Origin of the sequence: Pseudomonas sp. SBT1-2, assembly GCF_028640875.1 — a bacterium.
Taxonomy (GTDB): domain Bacteria; phylum Pseudomonadota; class Gammaproteobacteria; order Pseudomonadales; family Pseudomonadaceae; genus Aquipseudomonas; species Aquipseudomonas chlororaphis_I.
This window is the reverse complement of record NZ_JAQZAA010000106.1, coordinates 17,306-33,639: the sequence shown is the minus strand read 5'-3', so window position 1 is coordinate 33,639 and position 16,334 is coordinate 17,306. Positions and strand designations below refer to the sequence as shown.

Annotated in this window: 14 protein-coding genes; 7 read left to right on the top strand and 7 right to left on the bottom strand. The window is 63.4% G+C overall.

The window, feature by feature from the left end; all coding sequences use genetic code 11:
- Positions 1–39 precede the first annotated feature (39 nt).
- A complete protein-coding gene (locus tag PVZ78_RS22150; RefSeq protein WP_110175784.1) occupies positions 40–1,674 on the bottom strand; it encodes a methyl-accepting chemotaxis protein in 1,635 nt (544 codons plus the stop codon).
- Between the two features lie 285 nt (positions 1,675–1,959).
- On the opposite strand from PVZ78_RS22150, the gene PVZ78_RS22145 reads away from it, so the two are divergent.
- The gene (locus PVZ78_RS22145) at positions 1,960–2,790 is read left to right on the top strand and encodes an undecaprenyl-diphosphate phosphatase (RefSeq protein WP_009048894.1); all 831 of its coding nucleotides are present in this window, start codon (positions 1,960–1,962) and stop codon (positions 2,788–2,790) included.
- Positions 2,790–3,215: a DUF1294 domain-containing protein gene (locus PVZ78_RS22140; protein WP_009048895.1), complete on the top strand. Its 426-nt coding sequence runs from the start codon at positions 2,790–2,792 to the stop codon at positions 3,213–3,215. Before PVZ78_RS22145 ends, PVZ78_RS22140 begins: the two co-directional genes overlap by 1 nt.
- Here PVZ78_RS22140 and PVZ78_RS22135 read toward each other — a convergent pair.
- Both PVZ78_RS22135 and PVZ78_RS22130 read right to left on the bottom strand, forming a co-directional pair.
- Positions 3,212–3,556, bottom strand: coding sequence for an MmcQ/YjbR family DNA-binding protein (locus tag PVZ78_RS22135; protein ID WP_009048896.1), 345 nt, complete (start codon positions 3,554–3,556; stop codon positions 3,212–3,214). The genes PVZ78_RS22140 and PVZ78_RS22135 overlap by 4 nt on opposite strands.
- Before the next feature lie 23 nt (positions 3,557–3,579).
- Positions 3,580–4,488, bottom strand: coding sequence for a LysR substrate-binding domain-containing protein (locus PVZ78_RS22130; RefSeq protein WP_009048897.1), 909 nt, complete (start codon positions 4,486–4,488; stop codon positions 3,580–3,582).
- Positions 4,489–4,617: 129 nt separating this feature from the next.
- Between PVZ78_RS22130 and PVZ78_RS22125 the strand changes: the two genes are divergently transcribed.
- Both PVZ78_RS22125 and PVZ78_RS22120 read left to right on the top strand, forming a co-directional pair.
- On the top strand, positions 4,618–5,229 hold the full coding sequence (locus PVZ78_RS22125) for an FMN-dependent NADH-azoreductase (protein ID WP_273829269.1): 612 nt from the start codon (positions 4,618–4,620) through the stop codon (positions 5,227–5,229).
- 243 nt (positions 5,230–5,472) lie between these two features.
- Positions 5,473–6,510 carry an alpha/beta hydrolase family protein gene (locus PVZ78_RS22120; RefSeq protein ID WP_009048899.1) on the top strand — a complete coding sequence of 346 codons (1,038 nt, stop codon included), beginning with the start codon at positions 5,473–5,475 and terminating at the stop codon, positions 6,508–6,510.
- A gap of 1 nt (position 6,511) precedes the next feature.
- Here PVZ78_RS22120 and PVZ78_RS22115 read toward each other — a convergent pair whose 3' ends face one another.
- Entirely contained in the window at positions 6,512–7,699 is a 1,188-nt protein-coding gene (locus PVZ78_RS22115) for an MFS transporter (protein WP_053268989.1), read from the bottom strand.
- A 243-nt stretch (positions 7,700–7,942) separates the two neighbouring features.
- Entirely contained in the window at positions 7,943–9,529 is a 1,587-nt protein-coding gene (locus PVZ78_RS22110; protein ID WP_009043780.1) for an ABC-F family ATPase, read from the bottom strand.
- Positions 9,530–10,066: 537 nt separating this feature from the next.
- Here PVZ78_RS22110 and lpxO point away from each other — a divergent pair.
- Positions 10,067–10,966 (top strand): lipid A hydroxylase LpxO, encoded by a 900-nt coding sequence (gene lpxO / locus PVZ78_RS22105; RefSeq protein WP_009048901.1) that lies wholly within the window; start codon positions 10,067–10,069, stop codon positions 10,964–10,966.
- A gap of 86 nt (positions 10,967–11,052) precedes the next feature.
- Here the strand turns inward: lpxO and ligD are convergent, their stop codons facing one another.
- The gene (gene ligD, locus PVZ78_RS22100; protein ID WP_273829268.1) at positions 11,053–13,578 is read right to left on the bottom strand and encodes a DNA ligase D; all 2,526 of its coding nucleotides are present in this window, start codon (positions 13,576–13,578) and stop codon (positions 11,053–11,055) included.
- 32 nt (positions 13,579–13,610) lie between these two features.
- Positions 13,611–14,483 carry a non-homologous end joining protein Ku gene (gene ku / locus PVZ78_RS22095; RefSeq protein WP_041984006.1) on the bottom strand — a complete coding sequence of 291 codons (873 nt, stop codon included), beginning with the start codon at positions 14,481–14,483 and terminating at the stop codon, positions 13,611–13,613.
- A gap of 215 nt (positions 14,484–14,698) precedes the next feature.
- Between ku and PVZ78_RS22090 the strand changes: the two genes are divergently transcribed.
- Positions 14,699–15,055, top strand: coding sequence for a hypothetical protein (locus tag PVZ78_RS22090; protein ID WP_009048904.1), 357 nt, complete (start codon positions 14,699–14,701; stop codon positions 15,053–15,055).
- A gap of 67 nt (positions 15,056–15,122) precedes the next feature.
- On the top strand, positions 15,123–16,274 hold the full coding sequence (locus tag PVZ78_RS22085; RefSeq protein WP_273829267.1) for a PQQ-dependent sugar dehydrogenase: 1,152 nt from the start codon (positions 15,123–15,125) through the stop codon (positions 16,272–16,274).
- Positions 16,275–16,334: the final 60 nt, after the last annotated feature.

The following is a 16,334-nucleotide window of genomic DNA, read 5'->3' as shown; positions in this document are numbered from 1 at the left end:
CGGCAACCGTGGCGGGGCGAACCCCGCCAACGGAACGTCTCAGACCCGGAACTGGCGCAACAGGCCGTTGAGCTGCTCGCTCAGCTCTTTCAGGTGCAGGCTGGCGGCACTGGACTGCTCGGCCGCCAGGGCCGTGCTGTGGGACAGGCCGGCGGCCTGGGTCACGTTCTGGTTGATGTCTTCGACCACATGGGCCTGTTGCAGGGTGGCGCTGGCGATGGAGGCGTTCAGCCCATTGAGGTTGCGCAGGGCCTGGCCGATGGCATTCAGGCTTTCCCCGGCCAGCCCGGCCTGCTCGATGGTTTGTTGCGAAGCCCGGCTGCTGTCGCCGATGACTTTCACCGCGGCTTCCGAGTGCCCTTGCAGGCGCTCGATCATCGACTGGATCTCGGCGGTGGACTTCTGCGTCCGCTGGGCCAGCAGGCGCACTTCATCGGCCACCACGGCAAAGCCACGACCCTGTTCGCCGGCCCGCGCGGCTTCGATCGCCGCGTTGAGCGCCAGCAGGTTGGTCTGTTCGGCGATCGAGTGGATCACCTCCAGCACGCTGCCGATCTGGGTGCTTTCCTGGGCCAGGGTGCGAATCACTTCCACGGCCTGGTCGATGGTGGCCGAGAGCCGGTCGATCTGTTGCAGGCTGCCGTCGATATTCACCTGGCCCTGCTGGGCCTGGGCCTCGGCGTCGCGCATCTCGCTGGCGGCGTGCTCGGCATTCTTCGCCACGTCCTGTACGCCGTAGGTCACTTCGTTGATGGCGGTGGCCACCAGCTCCATCTGCTGCGACTGCTGCTGGCTGCGCTCCTGGGCCTGGCTGGCGTTGCTGCCCAGGTCGGCGGAGGATTGCGCCAGGGCGCTGGCCGACACCTGCAACTGGCTGACGACAAGACGCAGCTTGGCGGTGAAGCCGTTGAAGTGCCGGGCCAGTTCGGTGACTTCGTCCTGGCCGTGGGTGTCGAGGGTGCGGGTCAGGTCGCTTTCGCCGCTGGCGATGTTGGCCATGGCGTGCACGGTTTCCTGCAACGGGCGGACGATGCTGCGAGCGATCAGTAGCACCAGCAGGGCCATGAGCAGGGCAATGGCGATACCGACGACCGAGGCTTTCACCACCTGGCTGCGGAACTCGGCCTGCACGTCATCGATGTACACCCCCGAACCGATGATCCAGCCCCAGGGCTGGAACAGCTGGACATAGGAGGTCTTCTGCACTGGCTCGCTGGCGCCCGGTTTCGGCCAGCGATAGTTGATCATGCCGGCGCCCTTGGCCTTGGCGATGGCCACCATTTCGTTGAACAGGGCAAGACCGTCCGGGTCGCGAATGGCCGAGAGGTTCTGGCCGTCGAGCTTGGGGTTGGTCGGGTGCATGACCATGACCGGGGTCAGGTCGTTGATCCAGAAGTAGTCGCTCTGGTCGTAGCGCAGGCCGCGTATGGCGCTCAGTGCCTGCTTCTGCGCCGTCGCGCGATCGAGGCTGCCGGCGCTTTCCAGGCCCTGGAAATAAGCCAGCACGCCGTTGGCGGTCTGCACCACATGCTGGGTCTTCTGGACCTTGGCCTGGTACAGGTCCTCATTGATCTGCTTGAGCATCAGCATGCCCAGGGTCATCAGCATCAGTACCGCCACAATCAGGATCAGCCACAGCCGGCGGCTGATCGACATTCTGCGTAAGCTGTTCATGAATCTGTCACTCCCGATTGTTGTTCTTGTAATGGAAACACCCTGTACATCCGTCATGCGCTCCTTGCAGTCAGGTCCATCGGATTCTCGCAACGCGACAGCGTTTCTCGCGTCTGTCTGCTAGGATTTCGGCCTCATCGCGAAAAACCTGAATCCGGCTGATTTTTCACGGAATTTTCAGGGGTGCTGATGATCCTATTGCGGCTGTGAAGTCGCGACGCACGTGTCAGTGAACATTGAAGAAAAACTAAAAAGGCATGCCACGGCATGACCTTCGGGGGATTGATGGAGCTTTGGACCGCCGTACAGGCATTGATTTTAGGGATTGTGGAAGGGCTGACAGAGTTTCTGCCCATCAGCAGTACCGGCCACCAGATTATCGTTGCGGACTTGCTCAACTTCGGTGGCGAGCGCGCCATGGCGTTCAACATCATCATTCAGCTGGGGGCCATTCTCGCGGTGGTCTGGGAGTTTCGCCGCAAGATCCTTGACGTGGTCACCGGCCTGCCGACCCAGCGCAACGCCCAGCGTTTCACCATCAACCTGCTGATCGCCTTCATGCCCGCCGTGGTCCTGGGGGTGATCTTCGCCGACCTGATCCATGAATACCTGTTCAACCCGATCACCGTCGCCACGGCGCTGGTGGTGGGTGGCCTGGTCATGCTCTGGGCCGAACGCCGGCAGCATGAAATACATGCCAACAGCGTGGATGAGATCAGCTGGAAAGATGCCTTGAAGGTTGGTTTCGCCCAGTGCCTGGCGATGATTCCAGGCACCTCGCGCTCGGGCTCCACGATTATCGGCGGCCTGCTGTTCGGCCTGTCGCGCAAGACCGCCACCGAGTTCTCGTTCTTCCTGGCCATGCCGACCATGGTCGGTGCCGCGGTCTACTCGGGCTACAAATACCGCAACCTGTTCCAGCCGGACGACCTGCCGGTGTTCGCCGTTGGTTTCATCACCTCGTTCATCTTCGCGATGATCGCGGTCAGGGGCCTGCTCAAGTTCATCGCCAACCACAGCTACGCGGCCTTTGCCTGGTATCGCATTGCCTTCGGCCTGGTGATCCTCGCCACCTGGCAGTTCGGCTGGGTCGACTGGACCGCGGTCCATTCCTGATGAACGCACGCAACCAGAACCGCCCCGGCGAAGCCGCCGGGGCACGGATCCAGCAGCCACGGCTCAAGGCGGTGGTTTTCCTGCTGCTCTGCGCCTTGCCCCTGTGCGGCTCGCTGCTATTGGGTGTGAAGGGGATTTCCTGGGTGCCGCTGGCGGCCTACGGCGCGGTCAGCGTGCTGACGTTCTTCCTCTACTGGAGCGACAAGCGCAAGGCCCGCAGCGACAGCTGGCGGACCCCGGAAAACGTCCTGCATGCCGTGGAACTGGCCGGTGGCTGGCCAGGCGCCTTGCTGGCGCAACAGGCCTTTCGCCACAAGACCCGCAAGCTGTCCTATCAACTGGTGTTCTGGCTGATCGTGCTGCTGCACCAGGTGTTCTGGATCGACCGGCTGTTTCTCGAAGGCAGCCTGTTCTCGCTGTTCTAGAGTAACAACCCGACCTGTACCCGCTTGGGCAGCTTGCTCACCACCAACTGGTGCGAACGCTGCAGCAAGTCCTGCAGCTCGCCGGCGCCCAGCGGGTAGGGCGTCTGCATGATGATCCAGTGCGCCCGGGCCAGGTACGGCGCCGGCGCAATGCCGGGACGGTCGACATGGCCGAGGAACAGCTCCTTGTCCACCTTGAACGCCAGTGACTCGCCCCGCAGGTTCTGCAGGGCGAACATCTTGTTGCCGGCCACGGAAAACACCCGCACGCCGCCCCATTTGTAGTCTTCGCGCGCACCCGGCAAGTCCAGGCAGAATTGCGCCACATCCGCTTCAGTCATGGTTTTTCCTTTTATCGCGGCCGTCATAACGTTCGGTCTCCGCAGCCTTTGAACGCTTCGCTGACATGCTCGATCCAGGCCCTTACCGCTGGCAATACCCCGCGCCGGTGAGGGTAGACCGCCTGCAGCCAACCGCCAGGCAATGACCATTGCGGCAGCAGTTGCACCAGCTGCCCGGTCTGCAGTTCTTCCTCGCAATACATCATCGGCAGGATGGTACAGCCAAGGCCGGCGAGGGCGCAGGAGCGGCGCACCAGAAAATCGTCGATGCCCAGGCGTGCTTCCAGGACCAGGTCGCATTTCTCGCCCTGGGCGTCGAGCATGCGCAGATGCACCATGCGGTCGGCCTCCAGGGCACCCAGCACCGGCACCTTGTGCAGGTCTTCGGGACTGTGGATCGGCCATTCGCGGGCGAACGCCGGGCTGGCGACCATCACAGTCTGCGCCTGGCGCAGGCGCCGGGTCACCAGCAACGGATCTTCGTCGCCATGCTCGCGAACCCGCAGCGCCACGTCGATGCCTTCGGCGACCACGTCGACCCGGCGGTTGAGCAACTGCATGTCGAGCTGGACCTGGGGGTATTGCTCGAGGAAGGAACTGATGACAGTCGGCAACATATGATGGGCCAGGCCGACCGGACAGGACACCCGCAGGCGCCCGCGAGGTTCACTGGACATGCTGGCCACGGCCTCGTCGGCCATTTCCGCTTCCAGCAGCATGGCCTGGCAGTGGCGCAGGTAACGCTCGCCGACCGCGGTCAGCTTCAGTTGGCGGGTGGTGCGTTGCAGCAAGCGGGTGTGCAGCCGCTCTTCCAGCTCGGCGATACGCCGCGACAAACGGGATTTGGGCACCCCGAGTAAACGCCCGGCGGCGGCGAAACCACCGGCTTCCACCACCTTGGCGAAGTAATAAAGATCGTTGAGGTCTTGCATAGAATGACTCGACTGTCCTGCTGATGGGACAAACTATCGCATTTGTGCCGACTAATCAGCTATTGGTTTCATCTGTAGGATTGTCCTCAATTGATCGCCCGGTGGCGATCCTCACTTGGAGAATCCCAGATGAAACTGCTGCATATCGATTCGAGCATCCTTGGTGACAACTCGGCTTCCCGTCAGTTGAGCGAAAGCGTGGTCAAGGCCTGGAAAAACGCCGACGCCAGCGTTGAGGTGACCTACCGCGACCTGGCCGCCGACGCCATCAGCCATTTCAGCTCTGCCACCCTGGTGGCCGCCGGTACCCCGGCCGAAGTGCGTAACGCCGCCCAGCAGCACGAAGCCGAGCTGAGCGCTTCGACCCTCGCCGAATTCCAGGCCGCCGACGCCGTGGTGATCGCCGCGCCTATGTACAACTTCACCATTCCGACCCAACTCAAGTCCTGGATCGACCGCATCGCCGTGGCCGGCCAGACCTTCCGCTACACCGAAGCCGGCCCTGAAGGCCTGTGCGGTGGCAAGAAAGTCGTGGTGGTCTCCACCTCCGGCGGTCTGCACGCCGGCCAGGCCACTGGCGTGGCTCACGAGGACTACCTGAAAGTGCTGTTCGGTTTCCTCGGCATCACCGACATCGAATTCGTCCGCGCCCACGGCCTGGCTTATGGCGACGAAGTCCGCACCAAGGCCTTGAACGACGCCCAGGCGCAAATCAGCGAGCAACTTTTCGCTGCCGCGTAAGGCTTGTGTAAAAGTCGCTTACGCCCCAGGCAAGGCCCTTTAAACTCTGTATTCTGATGCCCTCCAGGCAGCGGGATACGGAGTTTTTCGTGTTCGTGCTTTTTTCGTTCTGGCCCGGGTTATGCAGATTGCAGCGCATACAGCGGCGTGATCCGGCCGACAACCCAGGCATCAGGCCAGCGAAACCCTGGCCAGTGAAGCAATGAACCGGCGTTTTCATCAGGTAGGGAAGGTGGTGCATCCATGATGCGTCTTTGGGCAATGTCACTGATCTGCCTGCTTGGCGGCCCGATTATCGTGCACGCCGCGCCCGCGCCCCATCCACATTGGAGCGTGGGTTTCCATGAGATGAGCTTTCTCGACCCGCTGGACCAGCAGCCGATGCGCGCCATTGCCTTCTATCCCTCCACCGGCATTGAGCACCACAGCAAGGTCGAGGGTTACCAGATTGCCGCCTCCCGGGATTCGAAGATCGCCATCGGCCGCTTTCCGCTGTTGATGCTGTCCCACGGCAATACCGGCACGCCGCTGGCCCTGCACGACCTGGCCACCTCGCTGGCGCGCAAGGGCTTCGTGGTGGTGGCGGTGATTCATCCGGGTGACAACTACAAGGATCACAGCCGGCTGGGCACCCTGAGCAATCTCTATGGCCGGCCGATCCAGATTTCCGAAGCCATCACCGCGACCCTGGCCGACCCGATGCTGTCGCCTTTCGTCAATGCCGGGCAGGTCGGGGTCATCGGTTACTCGGCCGGCGGTGAAACCGCGCTGATCCTGTCCGGGGCGACTCCCGACCTGGACCGTTTGCGCCGCTATTGCCAGGAGCGCCCCGACGATCACGATGCCTGCAATACCCAGGGCGAGCTGATCGTCGATCGCGACGACTTGCAACCGGTTGCCGACCCGCGGGTCCAGGCCTTGCTGCTGATGGCGCCGTTGAGCCTCAAGTTCGGGCGGCAGACCCTGTCTGGCGTGCATGTGCCGGTGCTGCTGTACAGCGGCGACGTCGACAAGCTGGTGGCCCTGGACAAGAACGCCGCGGCCCTGGCCCGCAAGCTGCCGGTGGCGCCGGACTTCAGGCTGTTGGCCGGGGCCGGGCACTTCGTGTTCATGGCGCCGTGCACCGAGGAGCAGTTACTGAGCATGCCGGCCTTGTGCACCGACGCCGATGGCGTCGACCGCGCGGACATCCACCGTAGTCTGATTGCCGAGGCCGGCCGCTTCTTTGCCCAGGCCCTGGGCAAGCCGAGCCGGGCCGGGATGCAGACCGCGGATCAGTGAGTCAGGCGTCGGCCCGGCGCATGAGCAGCAGGGTCAGGCCCAGGGCGCTGAGCGACAGCAGCGCCGCGCAGAAGAAAATCCACGAATAACCCAGGTTCAACGCCACCGCGCCCATCAGAGGGCCGGCAATCGCCAGCGCCAGGTCGAAAAACACCGCGTAGGCGCTCAGGCCGGCGCCACGGCTGGTGCTGGGCACCTGCTTGATCGCTTCCACCCCCAGCGCCGGGTACACCAGCGACAGGCCGAAGCCGGCGAGCCCGGCGCCGATCATGGCGAACGCCGTCGAGGGCGCCAGCCACAGCAGGATCAGGCCCAGGGTCTCGATGCTCATGCAGGCGATGGCCGCGCGATAGCCACCAAAACGGCTGATGCTGGAGATGAACAGCAGGCGCGAGAGGATAAAGCAGACGCCGAATACCGTCAGGCAATAGGCCGCGCCGGTCCAGCCACGGCTGAGGTAGAACAGGGTAATAAAGGTGGTCAACGTGCCGTAGCCGATGGACGCCAGGCTCAGGCCGGCGCCGTACGGCGCGATACGGCCGAACACCGCGCGAAATGACAGGCGCTCGCCACGGATCACCGGCACCGACGGCTTGTTGCGGATCAGCAGCAGGGCCAGGGCCGCCAGCAGCGACAAGGCCAGCCCCAGGCTTTCGAAACCGTAGTCGGCGACCATCACCACCCCCAGCGGCGCGCCGATGGCAATCGCGCCATAGGAGGCGATGCCGTTCCAGGAAATCGAGCGCGCGGTGTGTTCGGCGCCGACCTGGCCCATGCACCAGCTGATGGTGCCCACGCCGATCAGGCCCTGGGCCACCCCCAACAGCAAACGTCCGAGCAGCAGGATGCCCAGGCTGAGCAGCGGCATTGCCAGCAGCAGGGTGGACGCCAGGGTCAGCAGCCCGCTGAGGAAAATCCCCGCCAGGCCGTAGACGATCGCACGTTTGGTGCCGAGGTTGTCCGACAGGCGCCCGGCCATGGGCCGGCTGAGGAGGGTGGCCAGGTACTGCGCGCCGATGGTCAGCCCGGCCACCACCGCACTGAAGCCCAGCTCGCCGTGGACGTAACCGGGTAATACCGCGATTGGCAGGCCGATGCAGAGAAACGCGATAAAGGTATAGAAGACGATGGAGACGATCTGCAGGGTGATCGCCATGGAGCTGGGCACGGGCTTTTGTTGCGCAGACATGAGGGCTCGTTCGCGGGCGGGCGGTTGGAGAACTGCATCATGGCGCGGGCTGGAAATAAAAGGAAGCAGGCTAACGATTTCTTTATGGCCGGCTATTTGTGGGGGCAGGGAGGACGTCATCGCGGGCAAGCCTCGCTCCTACAGAAACGTGTGCGCACGCTTGCCCGCGATGTTTTTATAGCCGGACAAAAAAAGCCCCGTCACCAGGACGGGGCTTTCAGACTGGCAAGCAACGGGCGTTCCTTAGAACACCACGCCCTGGCTGCGCAGGTAGTCGTCGTAGGTGCCGCTGAAGTCGGTCACGCCGTTCGGGCTCAGCTCGATGATGCGAGTGGCCAGGGACGATACGAACTCACGGTCGTGGCTGACGAAGATCAGCGTGCCCGGGTAGTTTTCCAGCGCCAGGTTCAGCGCCTCGATGGATTCCATGTCCAGGTGGTTGGTCGGTTCGTCCATCACCAGGACGTTGGGCTTTTGCAGGATCAGCTTGCCGAACAGCATGCGGCCCTGCTCACCACCGGAGATGACCTTCACCGACTTGAGGATCTCGTCGTTGGAGAACAGCATGCGGCCCAGGGTGCCACGGATGATCTGCTCGCCTTGAGTCCATTGGCCCATCCAGTCGAACAGGCTGACGTCGTCTTCGAAGTCATGGGCGTGGTCCTGGGCGTAGTAGCCCAGCTCGGCGCTTTCGGTCCATTTCACCGAACCGGCGTCCGGGGTCAGCTCGCCCATCAGGGTGCGCAGCAGGGTGGTCTTGCCGATGCCGTTCGGGCCGATGATCGCCACGCGCTCGCCGGCTTCGACGGTGAAGCTGAAGTTCTTGAACAGGGTCTTGCCGTCGAAGCCCTTGGACATCTGCTCGATGGTCACGGCCTGGCGGTGCAGCTTCTTGGTCTGTTCGAAGCGGATGAACGGGCTGACGCGGCTCGATGGCTTGACCTCGGCCAGCTGGATCTTGTCGATCTGCTTGGCGCGGGAGGTGGCCTGCTTGGCTTTCGAGGCGTTGGCCGAGAAGCGGCTGACGAAGGTCTGTAGCTCGGCGATCTGGGCTTTCTTCTTGGCGTTGTCCGACAGCAGTTGCTCGCGGGACTGGGTCGCCGCGGTCATGTACTCGTCGTAGTTGCCCGGGAACAGGCGCAGCTCGCCGTAGTCCAGGTCGGCCATGTGGGTGCAGACGCTGTTGAGGAAGTGACGGTCGTGGGAAATGATGATCATGGTGCTGTTACGCGCCGTCAGAATCGTTTCCAGCCAGCGGATGGTGTTGATGTCCAGGTGGTTGGTCGGTTCGTCGAGCAGCAGCACTTCCGGATCGGAGAACAGCGCCTGGGCCAGCAGGACCCGCAGTTTCCAGCCCGGAGCGACTTCGGTCATCGGGCCGAAATGCTGTTCCAGGGGAATGCCCAGGCCCAGCAGCAGTTCACCGGCGCGGGATTCGGCGGTGTAGCCGTCCATCTCAGCGAAGTCGGTTTCCAGCTCGGCCACGGCCATGCCGTCTTCTTCGCTCATTTCCGGTAGCGAGTAGATGCGGTCGCGCTCGGCCTTGACCTTCCACAGCTCTTCGTGACCCATGATCACGGTGTCGATCACGGTGAACTCTTCGTAGGCGAACTGGTCCTGGCGCAGTTTACCCAGGCGAACGTTCGGCTCCAGCATGACCTGGCCGCCGGACGGCTCGAGGTCGCCGCCGAGGATTTTCATGAAAGTCGATTTGCCGCAACCGTTGGCGCCGATCAGGCCATAGCGGTTGCCGCCGTTGAACTTGACCGAAACGTTCTCGAATAGCGGCTTGGCGCCGAACTGCATCGTGATGTTAGCTGTGGAGATCAATTACTTTACCTATCAAGGGGTTGCGAGCATCGTGTTGGCTCTTGGGTCATTCCCGGGGCATGTTGGAGCGTTTCCATTTCGCCCCGGTCATCGCCAGAGTCGAGCCAGCGAGCATAAGTAGACAGCAACATCTGGACGCTATGGCCAAGTTGCTGGGCAATAAAGGTGGGAGGTCATGTTGGAATTTGGCGCGCATTGTCGCATATGTGCGCCGGCAGTTGTATGACGGCGAGCCACGGATTTTTCATCCAGGCGGCTCAGCGCCAGCCGTTGTAAAAGTCGCCGCTGCGGATTTGTCCCGGGCAATGCGACTTAGGTCGTGGCACCGCGGGCGGACACATTTTCACAAATCGGAGTTAACCTTTGGTTACAAACTGTGGCTAAAATGCGGACCAGTTGCCACATGCCATCATTGGCATGGGCTCAGGGACGCGCCATCAGGACCTCTTATCGCTTTCGGACGCTGCATATGACCCCCGGCCCAGGTGGCCCGAGTGGGGGGCGCAGTATGTTCTCTTCTGACATGTGACGATTTCCGTGAAACTCATCATTGCCGCTGTTTACGTTCTATCCATCGCGTATGTGCACCTGCGTGGTCGCGTGCGCCATAAACTGGGCCGCCAGCTGAGTGATCACTCGAGCTTCCTGGCTCCCATCAACTGCTTCCTTTATCTGTTCTCGAAGATCCCCAACCGCCCGTACCTCGATCCGGCCGACTTTCCCGACCTGAGCCCGTTGCAGGCCCACTGGGAAGAAATCCGCGCCGAGGGCCAGAGCCTGCTCAGGGCCGGGGAGATCAAGCGTTCGGAGCAGTACGACGACGTCGGCTTCAACTCGTTCTTCAAGACCGGCTGGAAGCGCTTCTACCTCAAGTGGTACGGCGACAGCCATCCTTCGGCGATGAAGCTGTGCCCGCGGACCACCGAACTGGTGCAGAGCATCGGTTCGATCAAGGCGGCGATGTTCGCCGAACTGCCGCCGGGCTCGAAGCTGGTGCGCCACCGCGACCCTTATGCCGGTTCCTACCGTTACCACCTGGGCCTGGAAACGCCCAACAGCGCCGGTTGCTACATCAATGTCGACGGTGAGAAGTATCACTGGCGCGATGGCGAAGCGGTGATGTTCGACGAGACCTACATCCACTACGCGGAAAACACCACCGAGCAGAACCGCATCATCCTGTTCTGTGATGTCGAGCGGCCGATGAAGTACCGTTGGGCCGCCGCTTTCAACCGCTGGTTCAGCCGCACCGTGATGGCCGCCGCCGGTGCGCCCAACGATGCCGGCGACCGCACCGGGGGCCTGAACCGCGCCTTCACCAAGCTGTACAAGATCCGCCTGCGCGGTAAAGAGCTGAAAAAGCGCAACCGCAAGCTTTATTACCTGGAAAAGTGGGCGATCTTCGCTGCGCTGTTGCTGCTGTTCATCTTCATCTGATTCGCCGCCCGGCGAATCGCTGATCGCGGGCAAGCCTCGCTCCTGCATGGGTTCTGCAGGAACGAGGTTTGTCCGCCATCACTTCCTCAAGGCTTGTCCGCCCCCAATTGCTGCCACATCTTCGCGGTGATCCGCTGCCGATGGGCGTAGCCGTGCCACGGATCCTCGGTCAAGGCCTCCAGGCGCTGACTCAGGTTCGCCACATTCCACTGCTGGGCATGCCGGACATCGCCCAGCTCATCCCGGGCGATAGGCACCGAGACCGGCAGTCCCGGGCGCGCCCGTACCGAATAGGCGGCCACGGTGCTGGCGCCGCGGGTGTTGCGCAGGTAATCGACGAAGATCCTGCCGACCCGGTTTTTCGGGCCCATGGTCGCGGTGATGCGTTCCGGCAACTGCTGCGCCATGAACTGCGCGACGGCCTTGGCGAAGCCCTTGACCGTTTCCCAGTCGGCCTTGCGCGCCAGCGGCACGATCAGGTGCATGCCTTTGCCGCCGCTGGTTTTCAGGAAGGCCTGCAAGCCCAGCTCATCGAGCACCGACAGGGTCAGTTGGGTGGCTTCCAGCATGCTTTTCCAGGGCAGGGCCGGGTCCGGGTCGAGGTCGAGCACGAACAGGTCCGGGGTTTCGATCTGATCGTGAGTCGCGCCCCAGGTGTGCAGCTCGATGGTGCCCATCTGCACCGCGCCGATCAGCGCCGACGTACTGTCGATTTCCATCAGTCGCGCGTGGCCGGGGTCCAGCGCCGGGTCGAGGTGACGGATATTGGGGATGGCCAGGTGCTCGGCATGTTTCTGGAAAAACTGCTCGCCTTCCACTCCTTCAGGCGCCCGCAGCAGCGACACCGGCCGGTCGCGCAGGTGCGGCAGGATCTGCTGGTCGATGCTGGCGTAGAACTGCGCCAGTTGCAGCTTGGTGGTGCCGGACTGCTGGTCGATGACCCGTTCCGGGTGGGTGATTCTGACCCCGGCGACGCTGTGGGCGGCCGATTTATCCGAATGGGAGGCCGTATGCCGACTGCGGGTCTCGACGGCCTTGAAGGTCTGTGGCCGCTCACGGACGATTTCGCTGGCCGGCTTATCGCTGCGCAGGGCGATGAAGGCTGCCTGGCGCACCACCTGTTCGCGGGTCCACTCGGCGAACTCGGCTTCGGCCACCAGTTGCGGTTCGATCCAGTGCACGCCGCGGGCCTGGGCCGCGGTCAGGGGCTTGGCCAGTGGCGATGAATCCCGTTCAAGTTCCTGCATCCGCTCATGCAGTTGCTTCAAGGTCTTCTGGTCGAAACCGGTTCCGACCCGGCCGGCGTACACCAGCCCGCTTGCGTCGTTGACCCCCAGCAGCAGGGCGCCAAAGCCGCTGCGCGAACCTTGCGGGCGGGTATAGCCGACCACCACGAACTCCTGGCGCAGCCGGCATTTGAGCTTGATCCAGTCGGCGCTGCGGCGCGACACATAGGGGCTGCCGGCCCGCTTGCCGATCACCCCCTCGAGGGACAGGGCGCAGGCGCTTTCGAGGATGTCCTGGTGATGGGCGGCAAAGGCTTCGGAAAAGCGCAGGACCTTGCTCGACTTGCGCCCGAGCGCCTGCTTGAGTGCCTGACGGCGTTGTTCCACCGGCGTTTCGCGCAGGTCCTCGCCCTGCAGAAAGGGCGCGTCGAACAGGTAATAGATGATGTCCACGCTGCGGCCGATATCGAAGGCGTTCTGCAATGCCTGGAAGTCCGGCAGGCCTTGGTCATTGAGCACCACCATTTCGCCGTCCAGCCAGCTGTCCTTGAGCTTCAGGGCGGCCAGGGCCTTGGCTTGCTGGGGCAGGCGGCTGGTCCAGTCGTGACCGTTGCGGGTCAGCAGGCGCACTTCGTCGTCCTGGATCCGCGCGAGGATCCGGTAGCCGTCGAACTTGATCTCGTAGCGCCAGTCGCCGCTGGGCGCCTTGTCCACCAAGGTTGCCAGCTGCGGCGCCAGGCTTTGCGGCAGGGCGACGACCTTTTTTCCTGGCGGTTTCTTCGCGGTTTTTTTCGCGGCCTGGGGTTTGGCGCGCTTGTTGTCGCCCACCGTGGCACCGCTGAGCACGCTCCTGGGCAGGGCCTGGACCACGTCGTACTCGTCGCTCGGTCGTGCCTGGGCATCCTGCTCCTTGATCAGCAGCCACTGTTCCTTGTCGCCGCTGCCGCGCATATGGGTGCGCACCAGGGTCCAGTCGCCGCCGAGCTTCTCGCCGATCAGGGTGAACTTGAGCTTGCCGGCCCGGTAGCTGGCGTCGGGGTCGTCATGGGGTTGCCAGATGCCATGGTCCCAGACGATCACGTCGCCGGCGCCGTATTGCCCGGTGGGGATGCTGCCTTCGAAATTGCCATAGCTCAGCGGGTGGTCCTCGACATGCACCGCCAGGCGTTTTTGCCTGGGGTCCAGGCTCGGGCCCTTGGGCACCGCCCAGCTTTTCAGGCTGCCGCCCAGTTCCAGGCGAAAGTCGTAGTGCAGGTTGCGCGCAGCGTGCTTCTGGATCACGAAACGCAGGGCCGAGGCGGATTTGCTGGAAGGCTTGTCCGTCGCCGGCTCCGAGGTGATCGCGAAGTTGCGCTTGCGCTGGTATTCAGTCAAGGATCTGGCCATGACCCACTGCCTTGTCATGCGAGCCGCGCCGTTCAGGCACTGGATCGCTTCGTGGTTTTCTTGGTCGCAGCGGCCTTGCCGGGTTTGTCCGGGCTGGCGGGCGGCTTGCTCCTGGACTTGCCGCCCAGGCTGCGCTTGAGCATTTCGGTGAGGTCGATGACATCGGCACTCCTGCGTTGCGCTTCGCCGGTGCGGCTTTCCACGTCTTCGATCTTGCCAGCCTGGGCCTTTTTCTCCACCAGGGCCATGATTTTGTCGGTGAAGCTGTCGCGGTATTCCTCCGGCTGCCAATCGGTGCTCATGTCCGCTACCAGGCGCTTGGCCATGTCCCGCTCGCCCTTGGTCAGGTCCGGGTGAGTCACCTCCGGCCCCAGGGCCAGTTCGTCGAGGCTGCGCACCTCGGCCGGCCAGCGCAGCATTACCAGCACCAGCGCCGACTCCAGCGGCATCAGCGCCGCCAGATGCTGGCGGGTGTGCAGCACCACCAGGGCCAGGGCGACTTTCGAGGTGCTCCGCAGGGTTTCGCGCAGCAGCGCATAGACCTTGCCGCCGCGCTTGTCCGGGGCCAGGAAGTAAGGGGTGTCAATGTTCTGCAGCGGGATCTGCTGACTGTCGACGAAGGCGAAGATGTCGATGGTCTGGGTCGACAGCGGGTGGGCCGAGCGGATCTCGTCCTCGCTGAGCAGCACATAGCGGCCTTTCTCGTACGCCACGCCCTTGACGATATGTTCCTTGCTGACTTCCTTGCCGGTGACTTTGTTGATCCGCTTGTAACCCACCGGGTCCATGGTGCGCTGGTCCAGCCAATCGAAGTCGACGCCCTGGGAGGAGGTCGCCGAGACCAGCGCCACCGGAATGTGAACCAGGCCGAAACTGATCGCGCCTTTCCAGATTGCCCGTGCCATGAGCCTGTCCCCGTATTGACTGTGGAATCGCTATGCAGCGACTGGTTTTCAGGTGACCCGTGGCGTGGCGCGAAAGTTTCCCCGGGGTGCCGGCTTGCAGGGGCGAGCCGATAACTCGTGTTACATGTCTGGCGGATTATTTAATTAACAAGGCCGAACCTGCGACGTAGCCTGGACTCGAATGCGATAACTCGTCGCCATCCAGGAGGGTCGCCATGAACAACCTGCTTCGCGGTCTTGCCGTGTTTGCCCTGATGAGCGGGGCCAGCATCGCGGCGTTCGCCGCACCCCAGGCGTCCTCGGACAGCACCGCCATGCTGCTGGCGCAGAACCTGCCCGGCAGCAGCAACAACAATCCCTACAACAGCCCGATACGCCGGGCCAACCCCAACAGCATGCAGGGCACCCAGCCCAGTGCCCCGGCTGTCCGCGGGGTTAATCCGGTACCGGTGCAACGCCCTCCGACCCTGGAGAACGGCGGCATCGGCAACGGTTACCCGCGCACCATCACCCAGCCGCGGATCATCGATCCGACACCCGTGACCCCACCGCGTAACCAACAGCAGCGATAAACGCTGACCGCCCGAGGCCGATGCCGGCTCCGGGCGGCCCCCTTTTTATCGACAGAAGGAATCGTGCATGTTGCGTAAAACCCTCTTGGCGACAGTCTGCGCCAGCCTTGTCCTGAGTAGCGCGCTACCGGCCGCGGCCGCCACCCGCCAACAATTGCAGAGCGAACAGGGCCCGCTGAGCGTGACCCCGGTGGTCGAGGGCCTGGATCACCCCTGGGCCCTGGCATTCCTGCCGGACCGCCAGGGCATCCTGGTGACCGAGCGGCCGGGCAACCTGCGGCTGGTCGGCGCCGACGGCAAGCTCTCGGCGCCCCTGGGCGGCGTGCCGCAGGTCTGGGCCAAGGGCCAGGGCGGCTTGCTGGATGTGGTGCTGTCGCCGGACTTCAAGCAGGACCGCCTGGTCTATCTGTCCTACGCCGAAGGTGGCGGCGAGGGTGGCACGGCAGGGACGGCGGTGGGGCGCGGGCGGCTGTCCGAGGACCTGAAGACACTCAAGGATTTCCAGGTGATTTTCCGCCAGGCGCCCAAGCTTTCCACCGGCAACCATTTCGGTTCGCGCCTGGTGTTCGACCGCGATGGCTACCTGTTCATCACCCTGGGGGAAAACAACGAGCGCCCGACTGCCCAGGACCTGGACAAGCTGCAAGGCAAGATCGTGCGCCTGTATCCGGATGGCCGGATCCCTGAGGACAACCCCTTCGTCGGCCAGCCGGGCGTGCGCCCGGAAATCTGGTCCTACGGCCACCGCAACCCCCAGGGCGCGGCGCTAAACCCCTGGAGCGGCACCTTGTGGGATAACGAGCATGGGCCCAAGGGCGGCGACGAAATCAACCTGATCGAGCGTGGCAAGAACTACGGCTGGCCCCTGGCAACCCACGGCATCAACTATTCCGGTGCGCCGATTCCCGAAGCCGAGGGCAAGACCGCCCCGGGCACCGTGGGGCCACGGCATGTCTGGGAGAAGTCCCCCGGCATCAGCGGCATGGCCTTCTACGATGGCGACCGCTTCAAGGCCTGGCAACACAACCTGTTTATCGGCGCCCTGGCTTCCCAGGAACTGATCCGCCTGCAATTCGACGGCGACAAGGTGGGCCACGAAGAGCGCCTGCTGGGTGAACTCAAGGAGCGCATCCGCGACGTGCGCCAGGGGCCGGACGGTTATCTGTATGTGCTGACCGACGAGGACAAGGGCACGCTGTACAAGGTTGGCCTGGAATAAACCAATCCCTTCTTCTGTAGGAGCGAAGCTTGCTCGCGAAAAAATCTTCAACGATAACGC

What these genes read in the sequence shown, in the direction of transcription:
- PVZ78_RS22150 (WP_110175784.1), bottom strand. Translation starts at nt 1,674, where the DNA reads ATGAACAGCTTACGCAGAATGTCGATCAGCCGCCGGCTGTGGCTGATC.
- PVZ78_RS22145 (WP_009048894.1), top strand. Translation starts at nt 1,960, where the DNA reads ATGGAGCTTTGGACCGCCGTACAGGCATTGATTTTAGGGATTGTGGAA.
- PVZ78_RS22140 (WP_009048895.1), top strand. Translation starts at nt 2,790, where the DNA reads ATGAACGCACGCAACCAGAACCGCCCCGGCGAAGCCGCCGGGGCACGG.
- PVZ78_RS22135 (WP_009048896.1), bottom strand. Translation starts at nt 3,556, where the DNA reads ATGACTGAAGCGGATGTGGCGCAATTCTGCCTGGACTTGCCGGGTGCG.
- PVZ78_RS22130 (WP_009048897.1), bottom strand. Translation starts at nt 4,488, where the DNA reads ATGCAAGACCTCAACGATCTTTATTACTTCGCCAAGGTGGTGGAAGCC.
- PVZ78_RS22125 (WP_273829269.1), top strand. Translation starts at nt 4,618, where the DNA reads ATGAAACTGCTGCATATCGATTCGAGCATCCTTGGTGACAACTCGGCT.
- PVZ78_RS22120 (WP_009048899.1), top strand. Translation starts at nt 5,473, where the DNA reads ATGATGCGTCTTTGGGCAATGTCACTGATCTGCCTGCTTGGCGGCCCG.
- PVZ78_RS22115 (WP_053268989.1), bottom strand. Translation starts at nt 7,699, where the DNA reads ATGTCTGCGCAACAAAAGCCCGTGCCCAGCTCCATGGCGATCACCCTG.
- ligD (WP_273829268.1), bottom strand. Translation starts at nt 13,578, where the DNA reads ATGGCCAGATCCTTGACTGAATACCAGCGCAAGCGCAACTTCGCGATC.
- ku (WP_041984006.1), bottom strand. Translation starts at nt 14,483, where the DNA reads ATGGCACGGGCAATCTGGAAAGGCGCGATCAGTTTCGGCCTGGTTCAC.
- PVZ78_RS22090 (WP_009048904.1), top strand. Translation starts at nt 14,699, where the DNA reads ATGAACAACCTGCTTCGCGGTCTTGCCGTGTTTGCCCTGATGAGCGGG.
- PVZ78_RS22085 (WP_273829267.1), top strand. Translation starts at nt 15,123, where the DNA reads ATGTTGCGTAAAACCCTCTTGGCGACAGTCTGCGCCAGCCTTGTCCTG.